13 protein-coding genes and 1 pseudogene are annotated in these 13,714 nt (G+C 43.6%); 8 read left to right on the top strand and 6 right to left on the bottom strand.

Translation table 11 applies throughout. The annotated features are described in order from the left end of the window. Positions 1–1,045, bottom strand: a pseudogene (locus tag O3622_RS07240) (excinuclease ABC subunit UvrA); the annotation flags it as partial. Positions 1,046–1,182: 137 nt separating this feature from the next. Between O3622_RS07240 and O3622_RS07235 the strand changes: the two are divergent. From O3622_RS07235 to O3622_RS07215, 5 genes are all read left to right on the top strand, one after another. Next, the gene (locus O3622_RS07235; protein ID WP_000815620.1) at positions 1,183–2,127 is read left to right on the top strand and encodes a magnesium transporter CorA family protein; all 945 of its coding nucleotides are present in this window, start codon (positions 1,183–1,185) and stop codon (positions 2,125–2,127) included. 11 nt (positions 2,128–2,138) lie between these two features. Next, positions 2,139–2,816, top strand: a complete 678-nt coding sequence (locus O3622_RS07230; protein ID WP_044021492.1) for a DUF1129 domain-containing protein — start codon at positions 2,139–2,141, stop codon at positions 2,814–2,816. A gap of 15 nt (positions 2,817–2,831) precedes the next feature. Next, the gene (locus tag O3622_RS07225; RefSeq protein ID WP_044021494.1) at positions 2,832–3,179 is read left to right on the top strand and encodes a TfoX/Sxy family protein; all 348 of its coding nucleotides are present in this window, start codon (positions 2,832–2,834) and stop codon (positions 3,177–3,179) included. 165 nt (positions 3,180–3,344) lie between these two features. Next, positions 3,345–4,379: a S66 peptidase family protein gene (locus O3622_RS07220; protein ID WP_303408215.1), complete on the top strand. Its 1,035-nt coding sequence runs from the start codon at positions 3,345–3,347 to the stop codon at positions 4,377–4,379. A 105-nt stretch (positions 4,380–4,484) separates the two neighbouring features. Further along, on the top strand, positions 4,485–4,748 hold the full coding sequence (locus O3622_RS07215; protein ID WP_000166112.1) for a SemiSWEET family transporter: 264 nt from the start codon (positions 4,485–4,487) through the stop codon (positions 4,746–4,748). A gap of 82 nt (positions 4,749–4,830) precedes the next feature. Here O3622_RS07215 and O3622_RS07210 read toward each other — a convergent pair whose 3' ends face one another. The 3 genes from O3622_RS07210 to O3622_RS07200 are packed head-to-tail and all read right to left on the bottom strand — an operon-like array spanning position 4,831 to position 7,242. Further along, positions 4,831–5,394: a DNA-3-methyladenine glycosylase I gene (locus O3622_RS07210; protein WP_371607274.1), complete on the bottom strand. Its 564-nt coding sequence runs from the start codon at positions 5,392–5,394 to the stop codon at positions 4,831–4,833. A 9-nt stretch (positions 5,395–5,403) separates the two neighbouring features. Then, positions 5,404–5,997: a Holliday junction branch migration protein RuvA gene (gene ruvA, locus O3622_RS07205; protein WP_000273401.1), complete on the bottom strand. Its 594-nt coding sequence runs from the start codon at positions 5,995–5,997 to the stop codon at positions 5,404–5,406. A gap of 12 nt (positions 5,998–6,009) precedes the next feature. Then, positions 6,010–7,242, bottom strand: a complete 1,233-nt coding sequence (locus O3622_RS07200) for an MFS transporter (RefSeq protein ID WP_000657470.1) — start codon at positions 7,240–7,242, stop codon at positions 6,010–6,012. A gap of 172 nt (positions 7,243–7,414) precedes the next feature. On the opposite strand from O3622_RS07200, the gene O3622_RS07195 reads away from it, so the two are divergent. Further along, the gene (locus O3622_RS07195; RefSeq protein ID WP_042903010.1) at positions 7,415–7,912 is read left to right on the top strand and encodes a helix-turn-helix domain-containing protein; all 498 of its coding nucleotides are present in this window, start codon (positions 7,415–7,417) and stop codon (positions 7,910–7,912) included. A 153-nt stretch (positions 7,913–8,065) separates the two neighbouring features. Here the strand turns inward: O3622_RS07195 and mutL are convergent, their stop codons facing one another. Further along, on the bottom strand, positions 8,066–10,015 hold the full coding sequence (gene mutL, locus O3622_RS07190; protein WP_042903011.1) for a DNA mismatch repair endonuclease MutL: 1,950 nt from the start codon (positions 10,013–10,015) through the stop codon (positions 8,066–8,068). 208 nt (positions 10,016–10,223) lie between these two features. Between mutL and O3622_RS07185 the strand changes: the two genes are divergently transcribed. Further along, positions 10,224–10,664 (top strand): LytTR family DNA-binding domain-containing protein, encoded by a 441-nt coding sequence (locus tag O3622_RS07185; RefSeq protein WP_000861944.1) that lies wholly within the window; start codon positions 10,224–10,226, stop codon positions 10,662–10,664. Then, positions 10,661–11,119: a DUF3021 domain-containing protein gene (locus O3622_RS07180; protein WP_000743970.1), complete on the top strand. Its 459-nt coding sequence runs from the start codon at positions 10,661–10,663 to the stop codon at positions 11,117–11,119. Before O3622_RS07185 ends, O3622_RS07180 begins: the two co-directional genes overlap by 4 nt. Before the next feature lie 40 nt (positions 11,120–11,159). Here O3622_RS07180 and mutS read toward each other — a convergent pair whose 3' ends face one another. Beyond that, complete coding sequence (mutS, locus tag O3622_RS07175) at positions 11,160–13,694, bottom strand: DNA mismatch repair protein MutS (protein ID WP_049519235.1); 2,535 nt, start codon at positions 13,692–13,694, stop codon at positions 11,160–11,162. Between the last annotated feature and the right edge of the window lie 20 nt (positions 13,695–13,714).

Below are 13,714 nucleotides of genomic sequence, written 5' to 3'. Positions count from 1 at the left end.
CGTAGAGAATCAAGTTTTTATCTTCTTCTGACAAGTCCTCAAAAGGCTTATCCATATCCACTCCAAAGGCTGTCATGGCCTGCTCTAGCATATTTGGATAGTAGTTGGATGAGATAGGATTCCAAGGTGCCAAGGCTCCCTCACGCAAAGTTTTGCTGGTATCAGGAACCACCAAGTCAACATCCACCTCTAGCTTGATGCCCAAACCGTCACACTCACTACAAGATCCAAAAGGAGCATTGAAGGAGAAGAGTCGAGGCTCTAATTCTGGGACAGTAAAACCACAAACTGGACAGGCATAGTGCTCAGAAAAGAGCAACTCAGAATCGTCCATAGTGTCAATAATCACATAGCCTTCTGCGATACGAAGGGCAGCCTCAATGGAGTCAAAGAGACGGCTACGGATGCCCTCCTTGATGACAATACGGTCGACCACAACATCGATATTGTGTTGCTTGCTCTTGGATAACTCTGGCACTTCGGTCACATCATAAACTTCCCCATCCACACGAACACGAACATAGCCATCTTTCTGAATCTTTTCAATGACGCTCTTATGTTGCCCTTTTTTCTTACGAATGACAGGAGCTAATATTTGCAGGCGCTGACGTTCTGGCAATTCCAAGACCTTATCCACGATTTGCTCTACAGAAGAAGCCTTGATAGCCCCGTGCCCGTTGATACAGTAAGGCGTCCCCACACGTGCGTAGAGGAGACGCAGATAATCGTTGATTTCAGTCGTGGTTCCCACGGTCGAACGAGGGTTTTTGCTGGTGGTTTTCTGGTCGATGGAAATAGCTGGGCTGAGACCATCAATGGCATCCACATCTGGTTTTTCCATATTGCCCAAGAATTGTCGAGCATAGGCTGATAGACTCTCTACATAGCGACGTTGCCCCTCCGCATAAAGGGTATCAAAGGCCAGACTGGATTTCCCAGACCCTGACAAACCAGTCACAACGACTAGCTTGTCTCGTGGAATCTCCACATCAATATTTTTTAAGTTATGGGCACGCGCCCCATGAATCACAATTTTATCTTGCATATTTGTTCTTTCTAGTCCATTATTGCTTTCCATTATACCAAAAAATGTGAAATTCTATTACCCAAAAAGCCGATTTTGTAGTATAATAGTACGGTGCAAAAAATCAAACACTGAAATAGTAGGAAAGGATAGGGGATATGAAACAAGTTTTTCTCTCAACAACAACTGAATTTAAAGAGATCGACACGCTTGAACCGGGTACTTGGATCAACCTCGTCAATCCTACACAAAATGAATCGTTGGAAATCGCTAACGCCTTCGACATTGACATTGCCGACCTTCGAGCACCGCTCGATGCGGAAGAAATGTCCCGTATTACCATCGAAGACGAGTATACTTTGATCATCGTGGACGTTCCCATCACAGAGGAAAGAAACAATCGCACCTACTACGTAACGATTCCGCTAGGGATTATCATCACCGAGGAAACCATTATCACTACCTGCTTGGAATCACTACCTGTTCTTGATGTCTTTATCAACCGTAGACTGCGCAACTTCTACACCTTCATGCGTTCACGCTTTATCTTCCAGATTCTCTACCGCAACGCCGAACTTTACCTTACGGCCCTTCGTTCGATCGACCGTAAGAGTGAACAAATCGAAAGTCAACTTCACAAGTCTACTCGAAACGAAGAACTGATCGAGCTCATGGAATTGGAAAAGACCATCGTCTATTTCAAAGCCTCCCTCAAGACAAATGAGCGCGTGATTAAGAAATTGACTAGCGCAACTAGCAATATCAAGAAATACCTAGAAGACGAAGACCTACTCGAAGACACCCTGATTGAAACCCAACAGGCCATCGAGATGGCAGATATCTATGGAAATGTCCTTCACTCTATGACAGAGACCTTTGCCTCTATCATTTCCAATAACCAGAACAACATCATGAAGACCCTGGCTCTCGTGACCATCGTTATGTCTGTCCCAACCATGATCTTCTCAGCCTATGGGATGAACTTCAAGGATAATGAAATCCCTCTAAACGGTGAGCCACACGCCTTCTGGTTAATCGTCTTTATCGCCTTTGCTATGAGTGTTTCGCTCACTCTCTATCTCATCCATAAAAAATGGTTCTAAGAGGAATCCCTATGTCTCAGATTGATTTACAAAAACTAACCAAAAAAAACCAAGAGTTTATCCATATCGCTACCCAACAATTTATCAAAGATGGTAAAACAGACGCTGAAATCAAGGCCGTCTTTGAGGAAGTCATCCCCCAAATCCTTGAAGAGCAAGCCAAAGGGACGACTGCACGTTCCCTCTACGGGGCTCCAACCCACTGGGCTCATAGCTTCACTGTCAAGGAGCAATACGAAAAAGAGCATCCAAAAGAAAATGACGATCCAAAACTCATGATTATGGACTCAGCCCTTTTTATCACCAGTCTCTTTGCATTGGTTAGCGCTCTGACTACCTTCTTCTCTACAGATCAGGCCATTGGCTATGGATTGATTACCCTCTTGTTGGTTGGGCTTGTAGGAGGACTTGCCTTCTACTTGATGTACTACTTTGTCTACCAGTACTATGGACCGGACACTGACCGTAGCCAACGTCCTCCATTCTGGAAGTCAATCCTCGTTATCCTGGCTTCTATGGTCCTTTGGTTGGTTGTCTTCTTTGCAACAAGCTTCCTACCAGCCAACCTCAATCCAGTCCTTGCTCCATTGCCTTTGGCTATCCTAGGGGCTGCTCTTCTCGCCCTTCGCTTCTATCTCAAGAAACGTTTCAATATCCGAAGCGCAAGCGCGGGCCCATCACGTTATTAAGAAAAGTGAAAAGCTATGGCATATAGTCAATCCTTAGCTCAGCAGATTCGAAAAATTCTAGCACTTAAACTTCCTCCCCAAATTTTCGAAGAAGAGTTAGAAGAAAAGAAACTGTTTGGTGGCCTGGCCTTTATGATTCGTGGGAAAATGGTCCTTACAGTCAGTTCCAGAAAGGACGAGCTGGTTATGGTGAGAATTGGCAAAGAAACGGAAAAGCAAGTTCTACCCCGAACAGGAGCTCGTACTACATTGATGAGAGGGCGACCTTATCATGGCTATATAGACCTAGATATCGAAGGTCAAAAAGAACTTCCTTACTGGATTGATTTAGCCCTCTCCTATAATCAAGAGTTGACCAAGTAACTCATATCTAGTGAGATTAGAAAAACGAAAAGCAACTGCACAGGCGGTTGCTTTTTCACTTGCTTTCTTGATATCCAACAGAACTTCTGAGTCTGATTCTTATAGTTTTCTCTCACCTTTTGTGATAAAATAGGCACAATCAATTTATTTTTAGGAGGATAATATATGACTTCTACTATTGGTATTATAAGTTTATCTAGTGGGACTATGGGTGAAGACTTTGTCAAGCACGAAGTGGACTTGGGTATTCAACGTCTCAAGGACCTCGGACTCAACCCTATCTTTTTGCCTCATTCGCTAAAGGGCTTGGACTTTATCAAAGAACATCCTGAAGCTCGTGCAGAGGATTTGATTCAGGCCTTTTCTGATGATAGTATCGACATGATCCTATGCGCCATTGGTGGAAACGATACCTATCGCTTGCTACCTTATCTTTTTGAAAATGACCAACTACAAAAGGTTATCAAACCAAAGATTTTTCTCGGTTTCTCGGATACGACCATGAACCACCTTATGCTACACAAACTAGGAATCAAGACTTTTTACGGCCAATCATTTCTAGCGGACATTTGTGAGTTAGACAAGGAGATGTTATCTTATAGCCTTCACTACTTTAAAGAATTGATCGAGACTGGGAGAATCTCAGAAATCCGCCCTAGCGACCTTTGGTATGAGGAACGGACTGATTTTAGTCCCAATGCCTTGGGAACACCTCGTGTCAGCCATGCAAATACAGGTTTTGACTTGTTACAAGGCAATGCCCAGTTTGAGGGAGAAATCCTCGGTGGTTGTCTTGAGTCCCTCTATGATATCTTTGACAATTCTCGATACGCAGACAGCACGGACCTCTGCCAAGAGTACCGACTCTTCCCTGACTTATGTGACTGGGAAGGAAAGATTCTCTTGCTAGAAACAAGCGAAGAAAAGCCTGAACCTGATGATTTCAAAAAAATGTTGCGGACTTTAAAGGACACGGGGATATTTGGGGTTATCAGTGGACTCTTGGTCGGAAAGCCAATGGATGAAACCTTCTATGACGACTACAAGGAAGCACTATTGGATATCATTGACAGCAATATCCCGATTGTCTATAATCTGAATGTCGGTCACGCCACACCAAGAGCCATTGTACCCTTTGGCGTTCACGCTTATGTGGATACACAGAAGCAAGTCATTCGCTTTGACTATAACAAAAAATAAACAATTTCTCCATTTTTGTGCTTTGGTATTGATTTTCGTTACAATTTGTGTCTGAATTTATTGCATTTTGCTTATTTCTATGATATCTTTTTAGAGGAGGTGTATATGACTAAACAAAAAATAAATCAAATTGTCGGTTCAATTGGAGCCTTTATCGGGATTATTGTATTTATCGCCTACATCCCACAAATTTTTGCCAATTTACAAGGCAACAAAGCTCAACCATTCCAGCCTTTATCCGCAGCAGTATCTTGTTTAATTTGGGTTATTTACGGATGGACAAAAGAGCCTAAGAAGGATTGGATACTAATTATTCCAAACTCAGCTGGCGTTGTCTTAGGTGGACTGACATTTCTTACTGCACTATAAAAGTTACTAGCATATAATCAAAAAGCTGAGATAATTTTCTCAGCTTTTTCTATTTTCTCAGATAGTTAGACGCTTGGACTCACTAATTTCCGTTTTTCCACTCGCAATCATTCTCGTGGTCATCAACCAGGCCTGCCGCCTGTAGAAAAGACAAAACTGCGACTGGACCTGTAAACTTGAAGCCTTGTTTTTTGAGATCTTGAGACAACTTTTCAGACAAGGCTGTTTTAGCAGGTGCTAGGTGATAGTCAGGAACATCATTCACGATCGTTTTTCCCTCAACAAAGGACCAGAGATAAGCGTCAAAAGAGCCGTAGGTTTTCTGGACTTGCAAAAATGCTTGGGCGTTGGCACGCGTCGCAAAGAGCTTGGCACGATTTCGGATGATGGCTGGATTCTCTAACAAGGCTTCCAACTCCCCATCTGTCATTTCCGCGACCGCTTGAATTTGATAGCCATGAAATGCTTCTCGGAAAGCCTGGCGTTTGTTGAGTACCGTTTCCCAAGACAGACCAGCCTGATAAGTCTCCATACAGAGCAGTTCAAAAAGAGCGCGGTCATCATGAAGGGGTTGCCCCCACTCCTCATCATGATAGGCTACATATAAGGGATTATTCATTTTTACCCAACCACAGCGTTTTGGCATATTATACTCCTATTTGACCAACATCTTAAGGGCCGACTTGATATAGTTCTCTGCTGTATCCGTCGTTCCTTCAAAGAATTTCTTGATTTTCTTAAGTTCAGTCGCCTTGTAGCCCAGTGCCAGCATGGCTTCCATAGCTTCTTCCAGTTCTTGGTTTTCAGCGCTGGTTTGCACTGCGACCTTGGAAGGAAGGTCATCACTAGCCACGACTACCTTGCCTTCCAAGTCCAGCACCATCTGCTGGGCTGTTTTCTTGCCAATTTTAGGGAACTTGGTCAAGTAGGTGATGTTCTTAGTCTCGATCGCTTGAACCAAGCCAGCATTGTCATCAGCTGCGATGATAGCAAGAGCTGACACAGGACCAATCCCTGAGACCGAGATCAGACTGAGAAAGAGCTTTTTCTCATCTTCTGAGCGAAAACCGTAGAGCAGATGGGCATCCTCACGAACAACTTGGTGCACATAAATCTGAGTTTCTTGATTGACCTGACCTGAGTAGGCATAGGGATTGGCTACATGCAAGATATAACCGATACCATTTGCCTCAAGGATGATATATTTAGCAGTGATTTTGGTAATGATTCCTTTTAGATATTCGTACATAATTTTCACTTTCTATAATTGATTTGCAATTCCTTGTAAATGCGCTGCTCTGATGATAAGAAGCAACCCAAGTACTGCACACACAATAAAAACGAGCCAAACACCTACAGCACCTGTTGCAGCGCTGATAGAAATCATCGCCCCCGCTAAAATAGACGCTAAAGGCTGCGCCATATTAAGGAAACCTGAGTAGGTTCCGAGCTTATTCTCATTCATCATTTCCGCCCGTAAAACTTGGCTTGGCGGCATGCAGATGAGTTCCCCCATAGTATAGAGAATGGCTAGCAAAAACAGAGCCCAGAAACTCCTGAAGACAATGGTGAAAAGCATACCCAAGTCAAAGATAATACTTCCCAATAAAAACTGCGGTATGAGCTTCATTTCCTTGGTCAAACGATTGGCAGTCGTTATGAAGCAAACAATAATCAGGGTATTGATAAAGACCATGATACTGAGCATCTTAGCTCCTGAAATATGAATACCGAAAATACTACTCGCGATGAATGACTCTTTCAAATGAACGGGTATATAATTGTCAATTTGCAACCAGATAACTCCATTAAATACAGTCCCTAACGTATAAAGTAGGAAAATTTTGTCCTGAAAAACAGAAACATAATTTTTCACAGTTGCCAAAGGACTGCTACCATGCTCAAAGACCAGATTAGCTGGCTTGCTTTCTGAAAAATATTTCCAAGCGAGGAAAAAATTCAAGAAGCTAATCACCGTCAAAACCAGAAGCAACTCAAAAAAATGGTGGTCGTAAAAGAAACCTGCAAGCCCTGCTCCTAACATAACGGATACATTGACAAACCAATAACTAATCGTATAAACGAAACGGCGATTTTGCTCGTCGGTCAAATCAATAATCATCGCATCAATAGCCGGCCAAGAGAAAGTTCCTGCGGTCTCTGCCAGCAACATTCCGACAAAAGTCAAAAAGGGAAAAATATGATTAGGCATATTTGCCAGCAGCACAAGAAAGTAGCCACTCGCAAGACCAAAGTTTCCCCAGTCAATGACTTTCTTACGTCCCCAAAGATCCGCCAAATGTCCACCATACAGCCCAGCTAAAAAACCAATGAGTTTGGTTGTGATCATCAATAACCCCGCCCAAAAGGCTCCAAAATATTGAACATAGTACATGGCCATAAAAGGAGTAATGGCACTCTCTAAAATCCGTGCTACAAAGCTCATCCATTCCCGCATTTGAATTTGCTTGGGGAGGGCAAAAAATTCTTTCATCTTTCATTCCTTTTTCATAATTTCTTCGCTTTTTCTTACCTAGTATATCATATTTTTTTGCTGAAAACTGCAAACACAAGTGCAACCTCTGGTTGACAAATAGTACAGGAGATTGTATTCTCATAATAAGTAAAAATTGTTAGGATAAAAGAAGAAAAAGGAGGATAGAGTGATGAAACTCGCAGAAAAACTATTTGAGCTCAGAAAGGAAAAAGGTTGGTCCCAAGAAAAGCTAGCAGAACAAATCAATGTTTCTCGGCAAAGCATCTCCAAATGGGAGTCTGGACAAGTCCTTCCTGAAATTGAAAAAATCATTGAAATAAGCAAGATTTTTCAAGTGACAACTGACTATCTCTTACTGGATGAAAACTCTGAAAAAACTTCTACAGAAGTGATCTTGGAGGGAGACAAGGACAAATACTATAAAAAGGTTAAATCCTTTGGTCTCTGGCAGGTGATTTATATTTTCGTATTGGCTCTGGCTATCTATCTCTTTTTAGCTGGTTCTAGTTTTCCAGCTGAATTCACTGCTTGGATCTGGCTGACCTTCGTTCTCTTGATTGCGTCTGCAGTTGCTATCAACAAGGCTCTCAAAACCAAACAACGTTATCTTGATAGGGTAATTGGCCTTGAGAATCATTCAGACCATGACGACTCTACAAAATCTTGAATCACCTAGTTCAGTTTTCACAACACTTTTTATAGGACTGGTCTTGTCAAGCAAGTGTAAACCTCGTGTCAACTTGCCCATGTCCAATCAAAGTTCCCACTTTAATAAAATTTTAAAGCCTTGTTCGAAAAGGAACAAAGGCTTTTTGTGTTCTTAATATTTTCCCAACTCACGAAGACTCGTATGATTTTCCTGAATGCGTCGGAACATCTTTCCCATATCCGACTTGGTGAAATGCACCAAAACAGGACGTCCATGCGGACAGTTATAGGGGTTGTCACATTGAGAAAGCTGATAAAGGAGCTGTCTAGCTGAGTGGTCGTCGATACGATGGTTGGCCTTGATAGACCGCTTGCAGGACATCATGATGGCTAACTCTGCTCGGTATTTTTTGATCGAAACTTCCTTGGTCAAGAGCAGCATGTCGCACATTTCATAGATGCCTGACTCAATCTCTTCTTCTGACATCCAAATAGGATGTTCACGCAGTATAAATTGATTTTCTCCGTACTCTGCTAAAAATACACCCACTTCCTCCAAAAGTGCCATTCTTTCCTTGAGACGAAGAGCATCATCTGCAGGAAATTCAAAGATGTAGGGCACTAGGAGTTGCTGCTGGCTCTGGTCAACATTGCCGATGCTTTCACGGTATTCCTCGTACTTGACTCGTTCCTGAGCCGCGTGCTGGTCTATGATGTAGAGTCCATCTCGCCCTTGGGCAAAAAGATAGGTCCCGTGCATCTGTCCGAAGAACTCCAACTCTGGGAAACTCGATGCTTCTTCTCGCTCCAGCTTATCATAAGCCTTATCGAGGCTAGCAAGATCTAACTCTGGATGGTCTAATTGGCCATAGTTAGCAGGCTTTCTCTCTGCAAAATGCAGTTTTGCTGGCTTAGTCAATTGGTCTAAAGTTTCTTTAGCAAACAGGGGTAGGTCCCTACCCTCCTCAGTTAATTCAACCTGGTGGTCAGCCACCTCAGCTTGACTAGGTTTTGAGAGTTCTGTTTTTTCATAGTAAAGCGTATTTTCTTTGAGTGGGAGAATAGTTTGCTCTACCTTTTGACGATTGCGCACGGTCGACTTGGCAAGATTTTCTAAAGCATCAGGAATCAAGGCTTGTTCCTTGAGACTATTTGAAATAGCTTCTGAAAGCAGCGCCATCAGTTCTCTTTCCTTAGAAATCCGCACTTCTTGTTTGGTTGGATGCACATTGACATCAGCTAGATAGGGGTCAATATGGATGTGAATGACAGCCAGTGGAAAACGCCCTACCATAAGCTTGCTTCCGTAACCATCCAAAATAGCACGGTTGAGCAAGAAGTTCTTGATATAACGGCCATTGATGAAGAGGCTGATATAGTTACGATTTGCTCGGGTTAATTCAGGTAAAGACACAAAACCTGTAATTTCAAAATCTAAGTCAGAGTTCTCAATTTCAATCATCTTCTTGGCACTCGCCAAACCATAAATCCCTGCGATGGCTTGTCGCAGTTGACCAGTCCCTGCTGTCCGCGTCATTTCCTTGCCATCACTGATTAAACTAAAAGAAATCTCAGGATGAGCCAATCCCAGACGGTTGACAATATCAATGATATGAGACAGCTCCGCTTGCTGGCTCTTCATATACTTGAGACGGGCAGGTGTGTTGAAAAAGAGGTCCTCCACACAAACTTTGGTCCCCACAGGACTAGTCGCTGGGATGACTTCCTCAACTTCTCCCCCACGCGCAACGAGCTTGGTCCCATGACTCGCACCATCCACCGCCGTCAACAGAGTCAGAACACTGACAGAAGCGATAGAGGGCAGGGCCTCACCACGAAAACCGAGCGTCCGAATCCGAAAAAGGTCTGCTTGATTTTTTATCTTGCTGGTCGCATGGCGACGCAGGGCCAATTCCACCTCATCGTGGGCAATTCCATGACCATTATCTGTGATTTGAATCTTCTTGAGACCAGCTTCCTCAATCTCAATGATAATCTGGCTAGAGCCCGCGTCAATAGCATTTTCTACCAACTCTTTGACCACGCTAGCAGGACGTTCAATGACCTCTCCTGCAGCGATCTGGTTTGCCAACACTTCTGGCAATTCAATAATATGAGACATCTTTCAGCCCCTTTCTGTATCTATTTTCCTAGAAATTGATTAGTGCTATTATACCATATTTCAGATGTTACCAAAAAAAGCAAATACCACATAGACTCCAAATCTCTCCACATAGACAAAAGCTCTTGCCATGGGTCGTAAAATAGTGTTTAATAAAGGTGTACAGGAAGTGATCACAATTTTGTATGAAATGTAAGGAGGGAAATTTATGAAAGTAGAACTACAGATTAAGGAGACTTATGAGGAGGAAAAGCTGATTGTCCAAACTCCTCAGCCGACCGAAAAAGTCCAGAAAGTCATCGAGTTCGCAGAAAATCTTGACCAAAAAGAAACAATCAAAGGAAAGATTGATGACCAGGTCTATCTAGTTAAGATTAGCAAGATTCAACGCTTCTATATCGAGAATCGCAAGGTTCTTGCAGAAACTGCATCTCATACCTACACTATTGATTTGCGTCTCTATCAAGTTCTTGACATTCTGCCGACCACATTTATCCAAATTTCCCAATCAGAAATCGTCAATATCGACTCCATCTCTCATCTCAAGCTCACGCCCAACGGTCTGGTTGAAATTTTCTTAAAAAATGAAAGCTTCACCTACTCTTCACGCCGTTACCTAAAAACCATCAAGGAGAAATTAGAACTATGAAAAAACAAATCTTTCACGATGCAGCCGCTGGTGTACTTATCGGCCTCATCCTCTCTATCCTCTTTTCACTCATTTATGCACCAAATACCTATGCCCCACTAAGCCCCGAGTCTCTTATCGGCCAAGCGATGGCTCAACATCAGGTTCACGGTGCTCTAGTCTTGCTCTACTGTATGGTCATCTGGTCAGCTATCGGTGTTCTCTTTAGCTTTGGCAGTCGTTTATTCAGCCGTGACTGGAGCTTGCTCCGTGCCACACTTTCCCATTTCTTCCTCATGCTGGCTGGCTTTGTTCCACTAGCAACTCTGGCTGGTTGGTTCCCCTTCCACTGGACCTTCTATCTCCAGCTTATTCCAGAGTTTGCGATTGTCTACCTCATCATCTGGACTATTCTCTATAAAAGAGAAGCTAAAAAAGTAGACCACATCAATCAACTCTTGGCCCATAAAAAGTAATAGAGAAAATCCCACTCACAAAAATGTGAGTGGGATTTTTTTATAACTTTTGTTTGAGCTCGACCAAGACATTCATAGCCTGCATCGGTGTCATATTGTATACATCCAGTTTAGCTAATTCTGCTAGGATAGGATGCTCTGCAGGCGCGTCAAAGAGTGACATCTGTTCAGTAACAGCGCTTGTTTGTCTCATGGGAGCAGGACTTTCCGTCCCTTGATTCTCCAGTTGAGTCAATATCTTATCCGCCCTTGCTAAAAGTTCTGCTGGCAAGCCAGCAATCTTAGCAACGTGGATACCATAGGATTTGTCAGCTGGTCCTGGTTCGATCTTGTGAAGGAAGGTGACCTGTCCATCCTGTTCTAAGGTTGCCACGTGGACATTGACCAAGTGTTCCAAGCTGGACTCCAGACTGGTCAACTCATGGTAGTGGGTCGCAAAGAGAGTTTTGGCTCCGATATGTTCATGGATGTATTCGATGATGGATTGGGCCAGAGCCATTCCGTCATAAGTTGCAGTTCCGCGTCCCAATTCATCAAAGAGAATCAAGGAATCCTTGGTCGCATGCGAAATGGCATTGTTGGCCTCCATCATCTCCACCATAAAGGTTGATTGACCTGAAACCAAGTCATCTGCTGCTCCGATACGGGTAAAGATAGCATCGAAGATAGGCAAATGGGCGCTTTCTGCCGGCACATAAGAACCCAGCTGGGCCATAACCGCAGTCATGGCTAACTGGCGCATGTAGGTTGACTTCCCACTCATGTTGGGCCCTGTAATCAGCTGAATACTGGTATCTTCTGCCATCTGGATACTATTTGGAATATAGGTCTGAGCTCCCATGACCTTTTCGACGACAGCATGGCGCCCTTTTTGGATACCTATTTGTGAATCCTCTCCAAACTCAGGTCTGATCAAATGCTGGGTTTCAGCCACAACTGCGAGACTTTGCAAGACATCAACTGTCGCAATTCCTTGGGCTAAAGCCTGCAAACGCTGGATGTACTTGCTGACTTCCTCACGGATACGCATAAAGATTTCATATTCTAGATTGGCTGACTTCTCACGCGCCTCCAACATATCCCCCTCGATACGGGCTAATTCTTCGGTACCAAAGCGTTCTGAGTTTTTCAACGTTGCCTTGCGGAAAAAGTGGGCTGGCACATTTCCCAGTTGCGAATTGGTCACATGGAAATAGTAGCCGTCCTTTTTATTGTAGTCAATCTTAAGCGTGCTGATGCCAGAGTTTTCCCGCTCCTTAGCCTCAATCTCAGCAATCCAGCTAGTCCCTTCTCTGAGCACACGACGGTACTTGTCTAAGGTCTCATCAAATCCCGTACGGATAATGCCACCTTCCGTAATCACGTGAGGAGCTTCAGGAGCAATGGCAGCACTAATCAAGCTCTCCAACTCCGGGATGGCATCTAACTGTTTGATAAGATAGGCCAGGGCAGGTTGCTCCATTCCCTCTAAAATCGCTCGAATCCGTGGCACACTAGATAAGGTAGTCGCCAACTGCAAGAGATCCTTGGGATTGGTCTTGCCAAAAGAAACCCGACTAGCCAAACGTTCGATGTCATAAACACCCTTAAGACTGTCTGTCAAATCGCTACGCTCAAAGAAATGGTCAAGAAAGACCTGCACCACCTCTTGACGCTGGACGATTCGCTCCTTATCAATCAAGGGACGATGAATCCAAGAACGCAAGAGACGCATACCCATAGCCGTTTTGGTTTCATCCAAAAGCCAGAAAAGACTCCCCTGCTTCTTACCTGAACGGGCATTCTCAACCAAATCCAAACTAGCCTTGGTCGCATAGTCCATCTGTAAGAAATCTTTAATTTCATAGCGGATAACTGGTTTGAGATGGTTCAATTTCCGCATCTGGGTCCGGTGAACATACTGGAGCAGCTTACTAGCTGCCGCTTGCTCCACAGCTGCCAAACGTGAATCTAGTAAATGAATATCCTCAAAGCCTTCTTTCTCATAAGAAAGCACCAAATTCATCTGACGGCTAAGGATTTGTTCTTCTTCCTCAGACAAGTTATAACCCAGCACCACTTCTCGAGCCTTGAGGTTACGGATTTCCCCACAAACCAACGTGAAATCCAATAGCCCCGTCACATAGAAATCACCTGTCACCAGATCCATATAAGCCAGACCAAACTGATTGCCATCACGGTCTATGGCAACCAAAAAATTGTTCTGACTGTCTGGCTTACTGCTATCAACGACCGTTCCAGGTGTGATGACCTGGACCACCTCTCGCTTAACAACACCAACCGCTTGTTTGGGATCTTCCATCTGTTCTGCAATGGCGACTTTATAGCCCTGCTCAATCAGAACATCGATATACTGTTGGGCAGAATGATAAGGGACGCCCGCCATGGGTATCGGATTTTCTGCATTTTTATTCCGACTTGTTAAGGAAATTTCCAAAATTTGCGCTGCATTAATTGCATCTTCATAGAACAACTCGTAAAAGTCACCCATTCGAAAAAGCAAAAAAGCATCTGGGTATTGTTTCTTAATATCCACATACTGTTGCATGCCGGGTGATAGCTTTTCTGTTGCCATTTTCCATCTCTCCTTGCTAA

The organism is Streptococcus sp. 27098_8_51, from assembly GCF_041432205.1.
Classification (GTDB): domain Bacteria; phylum Bacillota; class Bacilli; order Lactobacillales; family Streptococcaceae; genus Streptococcus.
The sequence above is the reverse complement of the archived record's forward strand: the minus strand, read 5'-3'. Positions and strand labels throughout refer to the sequence as shown.